The following is an 18,731-nucleotide window of genomic DNA, read 5'->3' on the forward strand; positions in this document are numbered from 1 at the left end:
GAATGAGTGACGCGCACAAGTGGAACGGCCAATTGGGACCTTCGGTAACACCTCTACCCAAGACCCTGCGAGCTGCTCTGTTTGCCTCGAACGCCACAATGGTGATCGAATACATGCTCGTCGGTGGGCCGCTGCTCCGACGAGGACGTCCAGCCGTCAGGCCCCATGGTGAATCGTCCCCGAGGGGTAGGCGGAAGATGTTCGGCCGTTGGCTGGGAAACAGGGGAGCGACGGGTGTCGCGCGCGGCAACGCCCTCACGGGACTTGAGGTGCCGCGCACTGCCGGAGTGCTCAGTTGCCGAGTGCTCGGCCCCGTCAACGAGGTCGTGCAGCAGGCCGAGTTCGTTGTCATGGACAGCGTGGGCCGCAAGGTCTTCGGTGGTGAGACGGACCCGTACGGCAACGTCCTCGCGACCGTCCCGGCCGGCGAATACCGGCTGGCCGTCACAGCTGAGGGCTTCACCCCGTTCCACGGCGCGGCCACGGTCGTCGAGGGCGACCATGCGAGCCTCGGCGATGTGACCCTGCAACTGTCCGCGCCCCCGCAGCTGCCCGACCCCGGCGAGTGGGAGGTCGAGCCGATGCACTCGCAGATCGGCTTCACGGCCCGGCACATCGGCATGGCGCGCATCCACGGCCGGTTCAACACCTTCGCCGGTGCTGTCCGGATCGCCGACCGCATGGAGGACTCGGCCATGCACGTGATCATCGATGCCGCGTCGATCGACACGAACGTCCAGATGCGCGACGACCATCTGCGCTCCGGCGACTTCCTCGACGTCGGGCGCTATCCGACGCTGGAGTTCTACAGCGACCGCTTCGTCCACCGCGGCGGCACCCGCTGGGGGGTGACCGGCGCGCTCACACTGCACGGTGTCAGCCGTACGGTCACGCTGGACACCCAGTACCTCGGCGTCGGCAACGGCTTGGAGGGCGAGACCCGCGCCGCCTGTCGGGCCACCACGGAGCTGCACCGCGAGGACTTCACCCTCACCTGGCAGACCATGCTGGCCCGCGGCATCGCGGCCGTCGGCTCCAGCATCTCCATCGACATGGACATCCAGATCGTCCCCAAGGGCTGAGCCCCTGGGGGCCCTGGCGCCCCTCTAGGGCGCTTCGAGCCACCCCTCGTACTCTGCTGCGAACGCATCGAGCGCCGAGGAGTCCAGCAGCCCCGACGGGTCCTCCACGACCACCAGCCACTGGGCGTCCTCGGCGTCGTCCTCGCCGGCCAGTGCATCGCGTACGAGCTGGGGTTCCTCAGCGACCCCGAAGCGGTCGCCGAGTTCCGCGGCCACCTCCTCCGCGGCATCGCGGTCGGGCAGCACCAGCACATGTCTTGCATCGCTCACCTGCCCATTCTCCCGTACCGGGTGAGAGGTGCGGTCCGGCCGGCGCCGTCCTGCCGAGCGAGTGGCGTCGGGCGCCTAACGGCCGTTCATGTGCATGACGCTCTCGGGATAACGGCTACCGGCGACCGCCGACGGCGGCAGCGCCGCGTCGAGGCGTCGCAGGTCGTCCGAGCCGAGCACGAGTCCCGTCGCGGCGAGATTTTCTTCCAGCGTCGGCCTGCGCTTCGTACCGGGGATCGGCGTGATGTCGTCCCCCTGTTGCAGCAGCCAGGCGAGCGATGTCTGGGCCGGCGCCGCGCCGCACCCACGGGCGACATCCCGGACCACGTCGGCAGCCATGGAATTGATCCTGAAATTATCGTTCTGGAATCGCGGATCGCGCCTGCGGTAGTCGCTTTCCGGATATTCTTCCGCGCGGACCGCTGTGCCGGTCAGGAATCCGCGGCCCAGTGGAGAATAAGGAACGAGGCCGATACCCAGATCCCGGATCACCGGCAGAATCTCCTTTTCCAGATGACGTTCCCACAAGGAGTATTCCGTCTGCAGAACTGCGACGGGACAGACACCGTGAGCCCGCCGGATGGTGCCCGGACCGGCCTCCGAGAGACCGAAGTGAAGAACCTTTCCGGCCGCGATGAGTTCGGCAACCGCTCCCGCTACGTCCTCGATCGGCACCTCCAGGTCCACCCGGTGTTGGTACAGAACGTCGATCCGGTCCGTATCCAGTCGCTTCAGGCTCCCGTCGACCGCTCGGCGGATGTGCTCGGGCCGACTGTTGAGCGCGCCGCGCCGGGCGCCCTCGTACTCCCAGCCGAACTTCGTCGCGACAACCGCGCTGTCCCGATGGCCCTGCAGTGCCCTGCCTCAGAGCTCCTCGTTGACGAACGGGCCGTACGACTCCGCAGTGTCGAAGAAATTGCAGCCGAGGTCGAGCGCTCGGTGGATTGTCTTAATGGATTCCGTGTCGTCCGGAGTCCCATAGGTCTGACTCATTCCCATGCATCCCAGCCCGAGAGCGGAGACTTCCAGGCCGGTGTTGCCGAGCTGACGGTACGGGATCAGTGGCGAGCTCAATTTAAGTACCCCTCCTGGTATTCAATGGCTCCGGTGCAGCGTCCGGGATCGTACCAACATGCCGAATCTCCCGACCTGTCGAGTGAAGAAATCCAGGATTCGACGGTTTTCGGTGAATCGGGCGCCCGACACAATCGCGCCAGGCGTCCGAGCCCCCAGGCGTCCGCACGAGGTGGCTCCCGCACGAGGCGGGCAGGGAGTCCGGCAGGCTGTCAGTGGTGCGTGGGATGCTGGACGGCGATGGCCACCAGAAGGAATTCCACCGACGATCCGCTCGCCCCCCTCACGCTCGCCGTGGGTCAGGAGGACCTGCTCCTCGACCGCGCTGTGCAACAGGTGGTGGCGGCGGCCCGTGCCTCCGACCCCGACACGGATGTCCGCGATCTCACCTCCGACCAGCTCCAGCCCGGCACCCTTGCCGAGCTGACGAGCCCGTCGCTCTTCGCCGAGCGCAAGGTGGTGATCGTGCGCAATGCGCAGGATCTCTCCGCCGACACGATCAAGGACGTCAAGGCGTACCTCGGCGATCCGGTCGAGGAGATCACCCTCGTTCTGCTGCATGCGGGCGGAGCCAAGGGCAAGGGCCTGCTGGACGCGGCACGCAAGGCCGGGGCGCGGGAGGTCGCGTGTCCGAAGACGACCAAGCCGGCCGAGCGGCTCTCGTTCGTGCGGTCGGAGTTCCGGGCGCTGGGGCGCTCGGCGACGCCCGAGGCGTGCCAGGCGCTGGTCGACTCCATCGGCAGCGATCTGCGGGAGCTGGCGAGTGCGGTTTCGCAGCTCGTCGCGGATGTCGAGGGCACGATCGACGAGGCGGTCGTCGCCCGTTACTACACAGGCCGTGCGGAGGCATCGAGTTTCACGGTCGCCGACCGCGCGGTGGAGGGGCGGGCTGCGGAGGCGCTTGAGGCGTTGCGCTGGTCGCTGTCGACCGGGGTGGCGCCCGTGCTGATCACCAGCGCGCTGGCACAGGGCGTACGGGCGATCGGAAAGCTGTCCTCGGCGCGCGGAGGGCGGCCCGCGGACCTCGCCCGTGAGCTGGGCATGCCGCCGTGGAAGATCGACCGGGTGCGCCAGCAGATGCGTGGGTGGACGCCGGACGGCGTTGCGGTGGCGCTGCGGGCGGTCGCGGATGCGGACGCGGGCGTCAAGGGGGGCGGCGACGATCCGGAGTACGCGCTGGAGAAGGCCGTGGTCGCGGTGGCGCGGGCGGCGCGGTCGGGGCGGTAGCCGGGCGGGCGAGGGTGCCGGGTTCGTCCTGCGGCGGCTCCGCCCTCAAGCGCCGGACGGGCTCACACGCCGGACGACTCAAAACCGGACGGCCTCGAAGTGGGTACGCCGAAGGCCCCGGGCCTCGCTCTGGGGAGAGCGGGGTCGGGGCCTTCGGTTCACGCTCGGTGCGCCGCACCCGCGTGGCGAACGCAGGTTCGGTGTGCGGCGCGGGGGCCGGGCAGGGGCGGGAGAGAGGGCCCGCTGGTCCGTTCCGGCGGTTACATCAGAAAGCTCAGCCCTGGAGGGAGGCAACCTTGGAGGCCAGCGCCGACTTCTTGTTGGCGGCGGCGTTCTTGTGGATGACACCCTTCGAGACGGCCTTGTCGAGCGCGCGGGAGGCGTCGCGAGCGGCCGTGGTGGCCTTCTCGACGTCACCGGCGACGGCAGCCTCACGGGCCTTGCGGATAGCGGTCTTGAGCGAGGACTTGACGGCCTTGTTGCGCAGGCGCGCCTTCTCGTTCGTCTTGTTCCGCTTGATCTGGGACTTGATGTTCGCCACGAAAGAGCCTTTTCAGGTTCGTTGGATCTTCGATGTGCGCCCCACGGCCTGAGAGAGTCGCGAGGCACAGCTGTCAACGGTACCAGCCCCGCTCCGACCGGCCCAAACCGGTCTCCGCCCCGCAACCGTGGGACGATGGAGGCTACGTATCGATCCGACCGAACCGACATCGACCCGAGACACGGCGTTCGGCGTCTCAAGAATCAGGACCCTGCGTGCCCGCGACTCCTACCCACGTGCCCGAGCCGAGCCGTACCGACCCGGCGCTGATCCGCAACTTCTGCATCATCGCGCACATCGACCACGGCAAGTCGACCCTTGCCGACCGGATGCTTCAGCTGACGGGCGTGGTCGACCAGCGGCAGATGCGCGCTCAGTACCTCGACCGGATGGACATCGAGCGCGAGCGCGGCATCACCATCAAGTCCCAGGCGGTACGTCTGCCCTGGGCGCCCGACACGGGCGAGGACCAGGGCCGCACCCACGTCCTCAACATGATCGACACCCCGGGCCACGTGGACTTCACCTACGAGGTCTCCCGCTCGCTCGCTGCCTGCGAGGGCACGGTCCTGCTGGTCGACGCCGCGCAGGGCATCGAGGCCCAGACGCTGGCCAACCTCTACCTGGCGATGGAGAACGACCTCACCATCGTCCCGGTGCTCAACAAGATCGACCTGCCGGCCGCGCAGCCCGAGAAGTTCTCCGAGGAGCTTGCCAACCTCATCGGCTGCCAGCCGGAGGACGTGCTCAAGGTCTCCGCGAAGACCGGTGTCGGCGTGGACGCGCTGCTCGACCGGGTGGTCAAGGACGTCCCGGCCCCGGTCGGCAAGGCCGACGCCCCCGCCCGCGCGATGATCTTCGACTCGGTCTACGACTCGTACCGGGGCGTCGTCACGTACGTCCGTGTCGTCGACGGTCAGCTCAACAAGCGCGAGCGCATCAGGATGATGTCCACCGGCGCCACCCACGAGCTGCTGGAGATCGGGGTCTCCTCCCCGGAGATGACCCCGGCCGACGGCCTCGGTGTGGGCGAAGTGGGCTACATCATCACCGGTGTGAAGGACGTCCGGCAGTCCAAGGTCGGTGACACCATCACCTCCCTGAGCAAGGGTGCGACCGAGGCGCTGGGCGGCTACAAGGACCCCAAGCCGATGGTGTTCTCGGGCCTGTACCCGCTGGACGGCTCGGACTACCCGGACCTGCGCGAGGCGCTCGACAAGCTTCAGCTCAACGACGCCGCCCTGGTGTACGAGCCGGAGACCTCCGCCGCGCTCGGCTTCGGCTTCCGCGTCGGCTTCCTCGGTCTGCTCCACCTCGATGTGATCCGCGAGCGGCTGGAGCGCGAGTTCGGTCTCGAACTCATCGCCACCGCGCCCAACGTGGTCTACCGCGTCGAGATGGAGGACGGCACCGAGCACACCGTCACCAACCCGAGCGAATTTCCCGAGGGCAAGATCGACAAGGTGCACGAGCCCGTCGTGCGCGCCACGGTCCTGGCCCCCAGCGAGTTCATCGGCGCGATCATGGAGCTCTGCCAGAACCGGCGCGGCACCCTGCTCGGCATGGACTACCTCTCCGAGGACCGGGTCGAGATCCGCTACACCCTGCCGCTCGCCGAGATCGTCTTCGACTTCTTCGACCAGTTGAAGTCCAAGACGCGGGGTTACGCCTCCCTCGACTACGAGCCCACCGGCGAGCAGTCCGCCCAGCTCGTCAAGGTCGACATCCTGCTGCACGGCGACAAGGTCGACGCGTTCTCCGCGGTCACGCACAAGGACAAGGCGTACGCGTACGGCGTTCGGCTCGTCGCCAAGCTGCGCGAGCTGATCCCGCGGCAGAACTTCGAGGTGCCGATCCAGGCCGCCATCGGCTCCCGGGTCATCGCCCGTGAGACCGTCCGCGCCATCCGCAAGGACGTCCTCGCCAAGTGCTACGGCGGTGACATCTCGCGTAAGCGGAAGCTGCTGGAGAAGCAGAAGGAAGGCAAGAAGCGGATGAAGATGGTCGGCAATGTGGAGGTGCCGCAGGAGGCCTTCATCGCCGTGCTGTCGACGGACGAGTCGGGCGGGGACGGCAAGGCCAAGAAGTAGCTTCCGCCGCAAGGCCGAGAAGTAACTCCCGCCCCGGCCGCCACCCCGGCTCCGTCCGCCCCTACCCGGTGGTAGCCCAACGGGCCCCTGTGTCGCAGCGCACTGCGACACAGGGGCCCGTTTGTTATGAAGCGGCGGCCCATTGCCCCTTACGCGGCGGACGTGGGCGCTCTACCCTGATCACGGCCTCGTGGTTACTCGCCAGTTAAACAAGCGGGACCGAGCGCCGCAGGACAAGCAACAGGACAAGCACCGCAGGACCAAGCGCACGGGGTGCGCAAGGACACACGTAGGAACAAGCAGCAATCAGCAGCCGGTCGTGAAGCACTGCCGCAGGCCCGGAGGATGTCGTGAGCGACACACAGACCTTGATCGAGAACCGACCGCCCTCCGTGGCGAACCTCTTCATCGACCGCGTGGCGGCCACCCCGGACGGGGAGGCCTACCGCTACCCCGTCCCTGCGACCACCGGCGAGGGACCCGATGAGTGGAAGTCGCTGAGCTGGGCACAGGCCGCCGAGCGGGTGTACTCCATCGCGGCAGGGCTGATCGGTCTGGGCGTGCAGCCGGAGGAGCGGATCGCGCTCGCCGCCGGCACGCGAGTGGAATGGATCCTCGTCGACCTCGGTGTGATGTGCGCGGGCGCAGCCACCACGACCATCTACCCGTCGACCAACGCCGCGGAGTCGGCGTTCATCCTCTCGGACTCCGAGAGCCGGGTCCTGATCGCCGAGGACGCCGGCCAGCTGGCCAAGGCCCGCGAGCGCCGCGCCGAGCTGCCGAACCTCGCCCATGTCGTCGTCATCGACCCCGAGGGTGCCGGACCCGCCGAGGGCGACCCCGAGGGCTGGGTGCTCACCCTTGCCGATCTGGAGGCCCGCGGCGCCGAGCGCCTGGCGAAGAACCCCGACGCGGTCAAGGAGCGGGTCGCCGCCATCACGGCCGACCAGCTGGCCACCCTGATCTACACCTCGGGCACCACCGGCCGCCCCAAGGGCGTACGCCTGCCGCACGACAACTGGTCGTACATGGCCAAGGCCACCGTGGCGACCGGCCTGATCACCAAGGACGACGTCCAGTACCTCTGGCTGCCGCTCGCGCACGTCTTCGGCAAGGTCCTCACCTCCGGCCAGATCGAGGTCGGCCACGTCACCGCCGTCGACGGCCGGGTCGACAAGATCATCGAGAATCTGCCGGTGGTCCAGCCGACGTACATGGCCGCCGTCCCCCGCATCTTCGAAAAGGTCTACAACGGTGTCGCCGCCAAGGCGCGGGCCGGTGGTGGGGCCAAGTACAAGATCTTCCAGTGGGCGGCCGGGGTCGCCCGCGAGTACGCGACGGTCTCGCAGGACAACTTCCGGCGCACCGGGACGGCCTCCGTCCCGTTCGCGCTCGGTGCCAAGCACAAGGTCGCCGACGCCCTCGTCTTCGCCAAGATCCGTGAGGCCTTCGGCGGCCGGCTGCGTGCCTGCGTCTCCGGCTCCGCGGCGCTCGCCCCCGACATCGGCTACTTCTTCGCGGGCGCCGGCATCCACATCCTGGAGGGCTACGGCCTCACCGAGACCAGCGCCGCCTCCTTCGTCAACCCGGGCGAGGCCTACCGCACCGGCACCGTAGGCAAGCCGCTCCCCGGTACCGAGGTACGGATCGCCGACGACGGCGAGATCCTGCTGCGCGGCCCCGGCCTGATGCAGGGCTACCAGGGGCTTCCGGAAAAGACCGCCGAGGTGCTGGAGGCGGACGGCTGGTTCCACACCGGCGACATCGGCGAGCTGTCCGTGGACGGCTATCTCCGGATCACCGACCGCAAGAAGGACCTGATCAAGACGTCCGGCGGCAAGTACATCGCTCCGGCGGAGGTCGAGGGACAGTTCAAGGCGGTCTGCCCGTTCGTCTCCAACATCCTGGTGCACGGCGCGGACCGCAACTTCTGCACCGCCCTGATCGCACTCGACGAGCCGACCATCCTCGGCTGGGCTGCCGAGAACGGCCTGGGCGGGAAGCCGTACGCCGAAGTGGTGGCGTCCCCGCAGGCCGTCGCGCTCATCGAGGGCTATGTCAAGCGGCTCAACGAGGGGCTGCAGCGCTGGCAGACCATCAAGAAGTTCCGGCTGCTGCCCCGCGATCTCGACATCGAACACGGCGAGCTGACGCCCAGTCTCAAGCTGAAGCGGCCGGTCGTCGAGCGTGAGTACAAGGGCCTCATCGACGACATGTACACGGGATCCCGCGAGGCGTAATACGGGTTCTCATCAACCGGCCGCACGGTGCGGCTGCTTCCGTTTTTCTCTGCTCACTTTCTCTGCTCACTTCGGCAACTCGTCGCTTATGAGCATGGTCCATCTGTCACTCTGTCGGTGTCGTCAGCGGCGCCCAGCGAGAACAGAACGAGAACAGACAGACAGAGCGAGAACAGGTCAGGAGCTGCACCGTGGGGCCCATTCCCTTGCAGCGGGACATCGTTCAGCGTCCCGGTATCACCGTCGGCCATGCGGATGCGCGGCCGACCGCCCGTACGTCCCTGCCCGGAAACCTCCTCGCGCCCTCCGCCGCCCGCCGGTTCGTCCGGGCAGCGCTCACCGAGTGGACCGGGCTGGGACTGCCGGCGGCCGTGGGCTTCAGCGAACGTCTGGCCGATGATGCGGCGGTCGTCGTCAGCGAGCTGGTCACCAACGCGGTCGTGCACGCCGGGACCAATGTCGAGCTGCTCTGCAGGCTCGAGGAGGCCGCCGAGGACGAGGCCGCGGCCCTGGTGCTGGAGGTCTCCGACCACCACCCGGCCCGTGCCGTACGCAGCGAACGCCCGGAGGTCGGCAGCGCGACGGACGCAGCGGACACGGCGCAGGACGATGCCCCCGCCGGCCCCGAGGAGCCCGCCGAGTACGGTCGCGGGCTCCAGCTCGTCGGCACCCTCGCCGAGCGCTGGGGCATCACCTACCGCACCGGCCTCAAGACCGTCTGGGCCCGGCTTCCCGTCGACGACTGGAACCCGTTCCCGGAACCGTCGGCCGAGTCCGGATTCCAGCAGGGACTGCGCGCAGCCGAGCTGCTCGCCCCCACCGCCCGGCGGGCCCTGCGCGACGACGCGGACTGGGCCGGCCGCGGCGCGCTCTCGTTCCTCGCCGAGGCCTCGGACCTGCTCGCAGGCCAGCTCGACGAGGACATCGTCGCGGCCCTCGCCGGACAGTTACTGGTGCCCAGACTCGCCGACTGGTGCGCGATCTGGCTGGAGCCCGAGAACGGCGGTCCCGCGGCCGTCCCCCGGCTCGCCAGCGCCTGGCACCGGGACGAGGCCGAGACCGGGCAACTGCGTACGGTGCTGGAGCAGGACCCGATCCGGCTGCCCGAGCGGGTGGGCACCGGGCCCGTCTCCATGCCCTGGCCCGGCGGCGAGGAGGACGGCAGGGAATCCGACGGGCGCGCCGGATCCGCTCTCGCCTACCGGATCACATCGGGCGGCCGGACACTCGGCGCCGTACTCCTCGGCCGGGAGGGCACGGCACGCGTGCCCGACGAAGTGACCGCCCTGATCGAGGACTTCGTACGCCGTGTCGGCCTCGCCGTCGGTGCCGCCCGCGCCTACACCCGGCAGGCCACCATCAGCCGCATCCTGCAGCGCGCGCTGCTGCCCAGCAAGGTCGCCGACATACCCGGCGTCACCAGCTCACTGGTGTACGAGCCCAGCGACGACGGGGTCGTCGGCGGCGACTTCTACGACATCTTCCCGTGCCCCGGCGACCGCTGGTGCTTCGTCCTCGGGGATGTACAGGGCAGCGGTCCCGAAGCCGCCGTCGTCACCGGCCTCGCCCGGCCCTGGCTGCGGCTGCTGGCCCGTGAGGGTTTCGGCGTCGGCGAAGTGCTGGACCGGCTCAACCGGCTGCTCCTCGACGATGCGATGGAGGCTGCAGAGGCGGCCGCGCTCATGGTGGCCGCGGCGGGCGGCCAGCAGACGGCGGACACCGGGCAGTCCCGCTTTCTCTCCCTGCTGTACGGGGAACTCGTGCCGCTGCCCGGCGGCGGCGTGCGCTGCACCCTCGCCAGCGCCGGCCACCCGCTGCCGCTGCTGCTGCGCCCCGACGGCGAGGTGCGCCCGGCCGCCGAGCCGCAGATGCTGCTCGGAATCTTCGACGACGTCGCGTACGAGAGCCAGAGCTTCGAGCTGGCGCCCGGCGACAGCCTGCTGTGCGTCACGGACGGCGTGACGGAGCGGCGCTCCGGGGCGCTGATGTTCGACGACGGGGACGGTCTGGCCCGGGCGCTGGCCGACTGTGCCGGGCTGTCGGCGGACGGGATCGCGGACCGGATCAAGCGAGCCGTGCACGAATTCGCCGAGCGGCCGCCCGATGACGATCTGGCGCTGCTGGTGCTGCAGGCGGGGTGAGGGGGCGGCGGGGCGGCCCGGGGGTGCTTGCCGCGGTCCGGGTGCCGCGGTGCGGCCGTGGGTGCGTGACCTTTCGTGATCATGAACGTGGCTCGGAGGTCCTCGGCGGCGAGTGACAATGGGCGGTATGCCTTCCGTACTGCCCGATGGTGAACCCGTACCCGACGACGGGGCGCTGCCCCGCCATGCCCTGGAAGGCGCCGCCGACCGGCCGCTCGGCTTCTACCTGCATGTGCCCTACTGCGCGACCCGCTGCGGGTACTGCGACTTCAACACCTACACCGCCACCGAACTGCGCGGTTCCGGCGGTGCGCTGGCCTCCCGGGACAACTACGCAGCCCATCTGATCGGCGAGGTCCGCCAGGCCCGCAAGGTCCTCGGTGACGATCCGCGTCCGGTCCGTACGGTCTTCGTCGGCGGCGGCACGCCGACCCTGCTGGCCGCCGGAGACCTGGTACGGATGCTGGGGGCGATCCGCGACGAGTTCGGGCTCGCGGACGATGCCGAGATCACCACCGAGGCCAACCCGGAATCCGTCGATCCGGCGTATCTGGCCGAGCTGCGGGAGGGCGGCTTCAACCGGATCTCGTTCGGGATGCAGAGCGCGCGGCAGCATGTGCTGAAGATCCTGGACCGCACGCATACGCCGGGGCGGCCCGAGGCGTGTGTCGCCGAGGCGCGGGAGGCGGGCTTCGAGCACGTCAACCTCGATCTGATCTACGGGACGCCCGGGGAGTCCGACGACGACTGGCGGGCCTCGCTGGACGCGGCGATCGGTGCGGGGCCGGACCATGTGTCCGCGTACGCGCTGATCGTCGAGGAGGGGACACAGCTGGCCCGGCGGATCCGGCGCGGCGAGATCCCGATGACCGATGACGACGCCCATGCGGACCGGTATCTGATCGCGGACGAGGCGATGGCCGCGGCGGGCTTCTCCTGGTACGAGGTGTCGAACTGGGCCCGCACGCCCGAGGGCCGGTGCCTGCACAACGAGCTGTACTGGCGCGGAGCCGACTGGTGGGGCGCCGGCCCCGGGGCGCACAGCCATGTCGGCGGGGTGCGCTGGTGGAACGTGAAGCATCCGGGGGCGTACGCGCAGGCTCTGGCCGAGGGACGGTCGCCGGGGGCCGGGCGCGAGATCCTCTCCGCGGAGGACCGGCGGGTCGAGCGGATCCTGCTGGAGCTGCGGCTCGCGGACGGGTGTCCGTTGTCGCTGCTGGCACCGGCGGGGCTGGCCGCGGCGGGGCGGGCGGTGGAGGACGGGCTGCTGGAGCCGGTGCCGTATGGGGAGGGGCGGGCGGTGCTTACGTTGCGGGGGCGGTTGCTGGCGGATGCGGTGGTGCGGGATCTGGTGGACTGAGGGGGCGGGTGCGGGGCCGGGTGGGGTGCGGGTGCGCCTGCGGCGGGCCTGTTCCCCTGCCCGCTCCTTCCCGTATCCGGGGGCTCCGCCCCCGGATCCCCCGCTCCCCGAACGCCGGAGGGGCCGGCAGTCCGGCGGAGGGGCTACTGAGGCGGCGCCGTCACGAAGTCGATCAGGTGCTCCACGGAGCCCAGCAGTGCCGGTTCCAGATCCCGGTACGAGCGCACCGTGGACAGGATTCGCTGCCAGGCCGCGCCCGTGTTCTCCGGCCAGTCCAGCGCGCGGCACACGCCCGTCTTCCAGTCCTGGCCGCGTGGGACCACCGGCCAGGCGGCGATGCCCACGGACGACGGCTTCACCGCCTCCCACACGTCGATGTAGGGGTGGCCGACCACCAGCACGTTCGCGTCCGAGACCTGGGAGGCGATCCGGGACTCCTTGGAGCCCGGGACCAGGTGGTCGACCAGAACGCCCAGCCTGGCGTCCGGGCCGGGGGAGAACTCGCGCACGATGGCCGGGAGGTCGTCGATGCCCTCGAGGTATTCGACGACCACGCCCTCGATCCGCAGGTCGTCGCCCCAGACCCGCTCGACCAGCTCCGCGTCGTGGCGGCCCTCCACATAGATCCGGCCCGCCCGCGCGACCCGGGCACGCGCCCCGGGGACCGCGACCGAACCCGAGGCCGTACGCGTGGGGCGTACGGGACCGGCCGCCGACGGGCGAACGAGCGTGACCACCCGGCCCTCCAGCAGGAAGCCGCGCGGCTCCATCGGGAACACCCGGTGCTTGCCGAAGCGGTCCTCCAGGGTCACCGTCGGGCCCTGGGCCGTCTTCTCGCAGCGGATCACCGCACCACAGAATCCCGTGGAGACCTCCTCCACGACCAGATCGGGATCGGCGGACACCTCGGGAACGGGGGCGGACTTCTTCCACGGCGGGGTCAGGTCCGGCTGGTAGCTGCGCATCGGATGACGATAGGACGACAACACGTCACGACATGCCTCAGGGGGCACCTCCCATGCCTTTAAAGGCCATGGGGGAGGACGGCCAGTCGGTCACGCTGGTCCCTGACGAACGCCGCGTCCACCACCGCTCCGTGCCCCGGAACGTACACTGCGTCCTCGCCGCCCAGCGTCAGCAGCCGGTCCAGCGCGGCCGGCCAGCGGGACGGGACGGCGTCCCGTCCCGCCTGCGGTTCGCCGGACTCCTCGACCAGGTCGCCGCAGAGCACCACCGCGGGGGAGCCGGGGACGAGCACCGCCAGATCGTGGCCGCTGTGGGCGGGGCCCACATTCGCCAGCAGCACCTGACGGCCGCCGCCCAGATCGAGCGTCCACTCGTCGTGCACCTCATGGTGCGGTGCCACCAGCGCATCGGCGGCCTCCGCCGCATCGCGTTCGGACAGTCCGTGGCGCACTGCGGAGGCGCGCAGATCGTCCGCCCCGAGCTTCATCAGCCGGGCCATGCCCACCGCTCCGTACACCTGGGTGCCGGAGAATGCGGCGGTGCCCAGTACATGGTCGAAATGGGGGTGGCTGAGTGCGATATGCGTCACCCTCCGGCCGAGCAGGGCCTGTGCCTGAGCCCGTATTTCCGCACCTTCGCGGAGTGTTGATCCGGTGTCGTAGAGCAGCGCTCCATCCGCTCCGACCACCAGTGCGACTGTCGCATCCCACCCGGGGAGGCGGCGTCGGCCCACTCCGTGACCGAGTCGCTCCCAGCCGAACTCTTCCCAAGAGACGTTCATACCGCGACGCTATCGGCAACGACCTGCGCAGTCTCGCGGTAGCGTGACCGGTCGCCCTTGCTAGGCCCCCACTCGGCCGCCGTACACTGGCCGGGGGATTGCTGGCACTCGCGAGGACAGAGTGCCAGGGGGATTCCTGGGAATGAAGCAGGAACGGCCCGAGAACCACCGAGGAAACACAGCTGGAGGTGTGCGCGATGCTCAGCGAACGCAGACTCGAAGTGCTGCGCGCCATCGTCCAGGACTATGTCGGCACCGAGGAGCCCGTGGGCTCCAAGGCGCTCACGGAGCGGCACAAGCTGGGGGTCTCCCCGGCCACCGTCCGCAACGACATGGCGGTGCTGGAGGACGAGGGCTTCATTGCCCAGCCCCACACCAGCGCGGGACGCATCCCGACGGACAAGGGCTACCGGCTCTTCGTCGACAAGCTCGCGGGCGTCAAGCCCCTCTCGTCGCCGGAGCGTCGTGCCATTCACAATTTCCTCGACGGCGCGGTCGACCTCGACGATGTCGTGGGCCGCACCGTACGGCTGCTCGCGCAGCTGACCCGGCAGGTCGCCATCGTGCAGTACCCTTCGCTGACCCGGTCGACGGTTCGGCATGTGGAGCTGCTGTCACTGGCAGCCGCCCGGCTGATGCTCGTGCTGATCACGGACACCGGCCGGGTCGAGCAGCGCATGATCGACTGCCCTGCTCCGTTCGGTGAGACCTCTCTCGCCGATCTGCGGGCCCGGCTCAACAGCCGGGTCGTCGGACGCCGTTTCGCGGATGTCCCGCAGCTGGTGCAGGATCTGCCGGAATCCTTCGAGAGCGAGGACCGGGGAACCGTGTCCACCGTGCTCTCCACCCTGCTCGAAACCCTCGTCGAGGAGACGGAGGAGCGGCTGATGATCGGCGGCACCTCCAACCTCACCCGCTTCGGGCATGACTTCCCTGTGATGATCCGGCCGGTGCTGGAGGCATTGGAGGAGCAGGTCGTGCTGCTGAAGCTGCTCGGCGAGGCCAAGGACTCGGGCATGACCGTACGGATCGGGCACGAGAACGCCCACGAGGGGCTCAACTCCACGTCCGTCGTCGCGGTCGGCTACGGTTCGGGCGACGAGGCAGTCGCCAAACTCGGCGTGGTCGGACCGACCCGCATGGACTACCCCGGAACGATGGGAGCGGTACGCGCAGTGGCACGTTACGTCGGACAGATCCTGGCGGAGTCGTAAGTGGCCACGGACTACTACGCCGTACTCGGCGTGCGCCGCGACGCATCTCAGGACGAGATCAAGAAGGCATTCCGTCGGCTCGCTCGTGAGCTGCATCCGGATGTGAACCCCGATCCGAAGACCCAGGAGCGGTTCAAGGAGATCAACGCCGCCTACGAGGTGCTGTCGGACCCGCAGAAGAAGCAGGTCTACGACCTCGGCGGTGACCCGCTGTCCGCCTCCGGCGGCGGTGGCGCGGGCGGATTCGGACAGGGTGGCTTCGGCAACTTCTCCGACATCATGGACGCGTTCTTCGGTACGGCGTCGCAGCGCGGACCCCGTTCGCGCACCCGGCGCGGCCAGGACGCGATGATCCGGCTGGAGATCGATCTCGCCGAGGCGGCGTTCGGCACCACCAAGGACATCCAGGTCGACACGGCCGTCGTCTGTACGACCTGCAGCGGCGAGGGCGCCGCACCCGGCACCTCCGCCCAGACCTGTGACATGTGCCGCGGCCGCGGCGAGGTCTCCCAGGTCACCCGGTCGTTCCTCGGCCAGGTCATGACCTCGCGGCCCTGCCCGCAGTGCCAGGGCTTCGGCACGGTCGTGCCGACCCCGTGCCCGGAGTGCGCCGGCGACGGCCGCATCCGTTCGCGGCGCACGCTCACCGTGAAGATCCCCGCCGGTGTCGACAACGGCACCCGCATCCAGCTCGCGGGCGAGGGCGAGGTCGGCCCCGGCGGCGGACCGGCCGGCGATCTGTACGTGGAGATCCATGAGCTGCCGCACTCGGTGTTCCAGCGCCGCGGCGACGATCTGCACTGCACGGTCACCATCCCCATGACGGCGGGCGCGCTCGGCACCAAGGTGCCGTTGGAGACGCTCGACGGCCTGGAGGAGGTCGACATCCGGCCCGGCACCCAGTCCGGCCAGTCGGTCCCGCTGCACGGCCGCGGCATCACACATCTGCGGGGCGGGGGGCGCGGCGATCTGATCGTGCACGTCGAGGTGTTGACCCCGACGAAGCTGGATCCGGAGCAGGAACGACTGCTGCGGGATCTGGCGAAGGTGCGCGGCGAGGAGCGGCCCACCGGCCAGTTCCAGCCCGGGCAGCAGGGGCTGTTCTCCCGGCTGAAGGACGCCTTCAACGGGCGCTGACGGCCCCCGCACACCGTTCCCTGCCGCCGGACGGGCTCGCCTGCCGAGCCCGTCCGGCGTTCGAGGACAAAATGGACCGCAGGCCGCGCACGCCGAGGCATGCGGGACGTGACACGATGCGGTCATGTCATCCGTGTTGACCGATCTCTGCCGGTATCCGGTCGTGCAGGCCCCGATGGCGGGTGGTGCGTCCTGTCCGCAGCTCGTCGCGGCCGTCGCCGAAGCGGGCGGGCTGGGCTTCCTCGCCGCCGGGTACAAGACGGCGGACGGCATGTACAACGAGATCAAACAGCTGCGCGGGCTGACCGGTCAGCCCTTCGGCGTCAATCTCTTCATGCCGCAGCCGGGTCTCGCCGACCCGAGCGCCGTCGAGGTGTACCGGCATCAGCTGGCCGGTGAGGCCGCCTGGTACGAGACCCCGCTCGGCGACCCGGACTCCAGCGGCGGCGACGACGGCTACGAGGCCAAGCTCGCCATCCTCCTGGAGGACCCGGTCCCGGCGGTCTCGTTCACCTTCGGCTGCCCGACACGCGACACCCTCGACGCGTTCGCCGGCGTCGGCACGTACACCGTCGTGACGGTCACCACGCCCGAGGAGGCCCAGGCCGCCCAGTGGGCGGGGGCCGACGCGGTCTGTGTCCAGGGCATAGAGGCGGGCGGCCACCAGTCCACCCACCGTGACGACCCGCAGACCGACGGCACCGGGATCGGGCTGCTCTCCCTGGTGTCCCAGGTCCGCGAGACCGTACAGGTGCCGATCATCGCCGCAGGCGGGCTGATGCGCGGGTCCCAGATCGCCGCGGTGCTCGCCGCGGGCGCGGAGGCGGCGCAGCTCGGCACGGCGTTCCTCGTCTGCCCCGAGTCCGGGGCGAATCTGCTGCACAAGCAGGCACTGACCAACCCGCTGTTCGTGCGGACCGCCCTGACCCGGGCGTTCTCCGGCCGTCCGGCCCGCGGCCTGGTCAACCGCTTCATGCGCGAGCACGGCCCGTACGCCCCCGCCGCCTACCCGCAGGTCCACTATCTGACGGCCGGGCTGCGCGCGGCGGCGGCAAAGGCCGGGGACGCCCAGGGCATGGCACTGTGGGCAGGGCAGGGGCACCGGATGGCACGCGAGCTGCCCGCCGGCCGGCTGATCGGACTGCTCGCAGAAGAACTGGACGCCGCACGGGCGGCAGTGAGCACAGGGAGTACGCAGTGACCGCACCGGTCTTCGTCGTCGAACAGGTCCCCGACGGGCCCGAGTTCGTCCTGGAAGGACCCGAGGGACGGCACGCCGTATCGGTGAAGCGGCTGCACGCCGGTGAGGACGTCGTGCTGACGGACGGCCACGGCCGTTGGACGGAAGGCGTCGTCAGGGCCGCCGAGGGCAAGGACCGGCTCGTGGTCGCCGGCCTGGCGACGGTCCATGAGGAGCCGTGGCCCACACCTCGTATCACCGTCGTCCAGGCCCTGCCCAAGGGCGACCGCGGCGAGGTCGCCGTCGAGACGATGACGGAGACCGGTGTCGACGCGATCGTGCCCTGGCAGGCGTCGCGCTGCATCACGCAGTGGAAGGGCGACCGCGGCCTCAAGTCCCTCGCGAAATGGCGCAACACCGCCCGGGAAGCGGGCAAGCAGTCGCGCCGGGTGCGCTTTCCCGAGGTGGCGGACGCGCTGACGACCCAGCAGGTTGCCGCACTTCTGGCCGCGGCGGACTTCGCCGCCGTCCTGCACGAGGACCGGGGCTACGACAGCGAGCCGCTGGCCGCCGTCCAGCTCCCCACCCAGGGCGAGATCGTGCTGGTCGTCGGCCCCGAGGGCGGTGTGTCGCCGGACGAACTGGCGGCCTTCGCCGCGGCGGGCGCCCGGACCTGCCGGCTCGGAGCGTCCGTCCTGCGCACCTCGACGGCGGGTACGGCGGCGACGGCACTGCTGCTGGGGCGCACAGGCCGCTGGGCGTAAGCCCCCGCCGGTGCGCCGGAGCCGCCCCGTTGTGGCCGCAAGCCGTCTACCGCGTCGTGGGGGAACGGTGGGAAGCTGCCCGTATGGGGACATCAAGGGCATGGAGTCAGGGAAGAACCCGTCGCTTTCTGGCCGCGTCCGCACTCGCGGGCGCGGCGGTCGCAGGTGTCGTGGCCTGTGAGCCGACGGGCAGCCTGAACTCCACATCAATCGCCGTGACCACCGACCTGACCGGCACCAGTGCCCTGGAGCGCAACGGGGTCGATGTGCGGTGGCTGAACTGCACGGCCGACGTCGACGGAGACCGGGTCCAGGGTGCGTCGCCCTCCGCCTCCGCGCGTCGGATCGCGGACGTCGACTGCACCGGAAAGACGGGGAGCGGCAAGGACATCACGATCACCGGCAAGGTGACCCAGGCTCTCGACGGGAGGTGTGTGCGGGGCGACCTGACCGCCAGAACCGGCGGGAAGGCCGTCTTCCGGTCAGATGTGCTCGGCAACTGCAACGCCGCCCCGCCGACCGTCGGGGCGAATCCGCCGCGGGGCGGCGGCAGTGGCGGCGCCCGGCCGACGGTCACCGTGACGGTCACGGTGACCGAATCGCCCCTGGGCAAGTGAGTGTGTCCGGCACCGGGCCACCCGGCGGACTCCGGCCAACCCAGTTC

Annotated in this window: 15 protein-coding genes and 1 pseudogene; 11 read left to right on the forward strand and 5 right to left on the reverse strand. The window is 70.0% G+C overall.

All coding sequences use genetic code 11. The features are described 5' to 3' along the window. Positions 1 to 197 precede the first annotated feature (197 nt). The gene (locus tag OG953_RS29185; protein WP_405688000.1) at positions 198 to 1,082 is read left to right on the forward strand and encodes a YceI family protein; all 885 of its coding nucleotides are present in this window, start codon (positions 198 to 200) and stop codon (positions 1,080 to 1,082) included. A 24-nt stretch (positions 1,083 to 1,106) separates the two neighbouring features. Here OG953_RS29185 and OG953_RS29190 read toward each other — a convergent pair whose 3' ends face one another. Together OG953_RS29190 and OG953_RS29195 are read right to left on the reverse strand one after the other, a co-directional pair. Further along, a complete protein-coding gene (locus tag OG953_RS29190) occupies positions 1,107 to 1,352 on the reverse strand; it encodes a hypothetical protein (protein ID WP_405688002.1) in 246 nt (81 codons plus the stop codon). A gap of 75 nt (positions 1,353 to 1,427) precedes the next feature. Continuing rightward, positions 1,428 to 2,411: pseudogene (locus OG953_RS29195) on the reverse strand (aldo/keto reductase). 255 nt (positions 2,412 to 2,666) lie between these two features. On the opposite strand from OG953_RS29195, the gene holA reads away from it, so the two are divergent. Further along, a complete protein-coding gene (gene holA / locus OG953_RS29200; protein ID WP_093897084.1) occupies positions 2,667 to 3,653 on the forward strand; it encodes a DNA polymerase III subunit delta in 987 nt (328 codons plus the stop codon). A 274-nt stretch (positions 3,654 to 3,927) separates the two neighbouring features. Here the strand turns inward: holA and rpsT are convergent, their stop codons facing one another. After that, positions 3,928 to 4,194, reverse strand: coding sequence for a 30S ribosomal protein S20 (gene rpsT / locus OG953_RS29205; protein ID WP_093897085.1), 267 nt, complete (start codon positions 4,192 to 4,194; stop codon positions 3,928 to 3,930). Between the two features lie 215 nt (positions 4,195 to 4,409). Here rpsT and lepA point away from each other — a divergent pair, with 215 nt between their 5' ends. The 4 genes from lepA (at position 4,410) to hemW (ending at position 12,025) form a co-directional block, all read left to right on the forward strand. Beyond that, positions 4,410 to 6,284: a translation elongation factor 4 gene (lepA, locus tag OG953_RS29210; RefSeq protein ID WP_405688003.1), complete on the forward strand. Its 1,875-nt coding sequence runs from the start codon at positions 4,410 to 4,412 to the stop codon at positions 6,282 to 6,284. A 350-nt stretch (positions 6,285 to 6,634) separates the two neighbouring features. Further along, positions 6,635 to 8,524 (forward strand): AMP-dependent synthetase/ligase, encoded by a 1,890-nt coding sequence (locus tag OG953_RS29215; protein ID WP_405688005.1) that lies wholly within the window; start codon positions 6,635 to 6,637, stop codon positions 8,522 to 8,524. A gap of 206 nt (positions 8,525 to 8,730) precedes the next feature. After that, positions 8,731 to 10,665 carry a SpoIIE family protein phosphatase gene (locus tag OG953_RS29220; protein WP_405692127.1) on the forward strand — a complete coding sequence of 645 codons (1,935 nt, stop codon included), beginning with the start codon at positions 8,731 to 8,733 and terminating at the stop codon, positions 10,663 to 10,665. Between the two features lie 118 nt (positions 10,666 to 10,783). Beyond that, entirely contained in the window at positions 10,784 to 12,025 is a 1,242-nt protein-coding gene (gene hemW, locus OG953_RS29225; RefSeq protein WP_405688007.1) for a radical SAM family heme chaperone HemW, read from the forward strand. 143 nt (positions 12,026 to 12,168) lie between these two features. On the opposite strand, the gene OG953_RS29230 is transcribed toward hemW, so the two are convergent. Continuing rightward, positions 12,169 to 12,990 (reverse strand): DUF3097 domain-containing protein, encoded by an 822-nt coding sequence (locus OG953_RS29230; protein ID WP_405688008.1) that lies wholly within the window; start codon positions 12,988 to 12,990, stop codon positions 12,169 to 12,171. A gap of 59 nt (positions 12,991 to 13,049) precedes the next feature. Then, positions 13,050 to 13,772 (reverse strand): MBL fold metallo-hydrolase, encoded by a 723-nt coding sequence (locus OG953_RS29235; protein WP_405688009.1) that lies wholly within the window; start codon positions 13,770 to 13,772, stop codon positions 13,050 to 13,052. A 197-nt stretch (positions 13,773 to 13,969) separates the two neighbouring features. Here OG953_RS29235 and hrcA point away from each other — a divergent pair, with 197 nt between their 5' ends. The 5 genes from hrcA (at position 13,970) to OG953_RS29260 (ending at position 18,684) form a co-directional block, all read left to right on the forward strand. Continuing rightward, positions 13,970 to 14,986, forward strand: a complete 1,017-nt coding sequence (hrcA, locus tag OG953_RS29240) for a heat-inducible transcriptional repressor HrcA (protein WP_072483581.1) — start codon at positions 13,970 to 13,972, stop codon at positions 14,984 to 14,986. Beyond that, complete coding sequence (gene dnaJ / locus OG953_RS29245) at positions 14,987 to 16,123, forward strand: molecular chaperone DnaJ (RefSeq protein WP_405688010.1); 1,137 nt, start codon at positions 14,987 to 14,989, stop codon at positions 16,121 to 16,123. 124 nt (positions 16,124 to 16,247) lie between these two features. Continuing rightward, positions 16,248 to 17,324, forward strand: a complete 1,077-nt coding sequence (locus tag OG953_RS29250) for a nitronate monooxygenase (protein ID WP_405688012.1) — start codon at positions 16,248 to 16,250, stop codon at positions 17,322 to 17,324. Then, complete coding sequence (locus OG953_RS29255; protein ID WP_405688013.1) at positions 17,321 to 18,067, forward strand: 16S rRNA (uracil(1498)-N(3))-methyltransferase; 747 nt, start codon at positions 17,321 to 17,323, stop codon at positions 18,065 to 18,067. Before OG953_RS29250 ends, OG953_RS29255 begins: the two co-directional genes overlap by 4 nt. Before the next feature lie 83 nt (positions 18,068 to 18,150). Beyond that, the gene (locus tag OG953_RS29260; RefSeq protein ID WP_405688016.1) at positions 18,151 to 18,684 is read left to right on the forward strand and encodes a hypothetical protein; all 534 of its coding nucleotides are present in this window, start codon (positions 18,151 to 18,153) and stop codon (positions 18,682 to 18,684) included. Positions 18,685 to 18,731 lie beyond the last annotated feature (47 nt).

Source organism: Streptomyces sp. NBC_00057 (assembly GCF_045041165.1).
Taxonomy (GTDB): Bacteria; Actinomycetota; Actinomycetes; order Streptomycetales; family Streptomycetaceae; genus Streptomyces.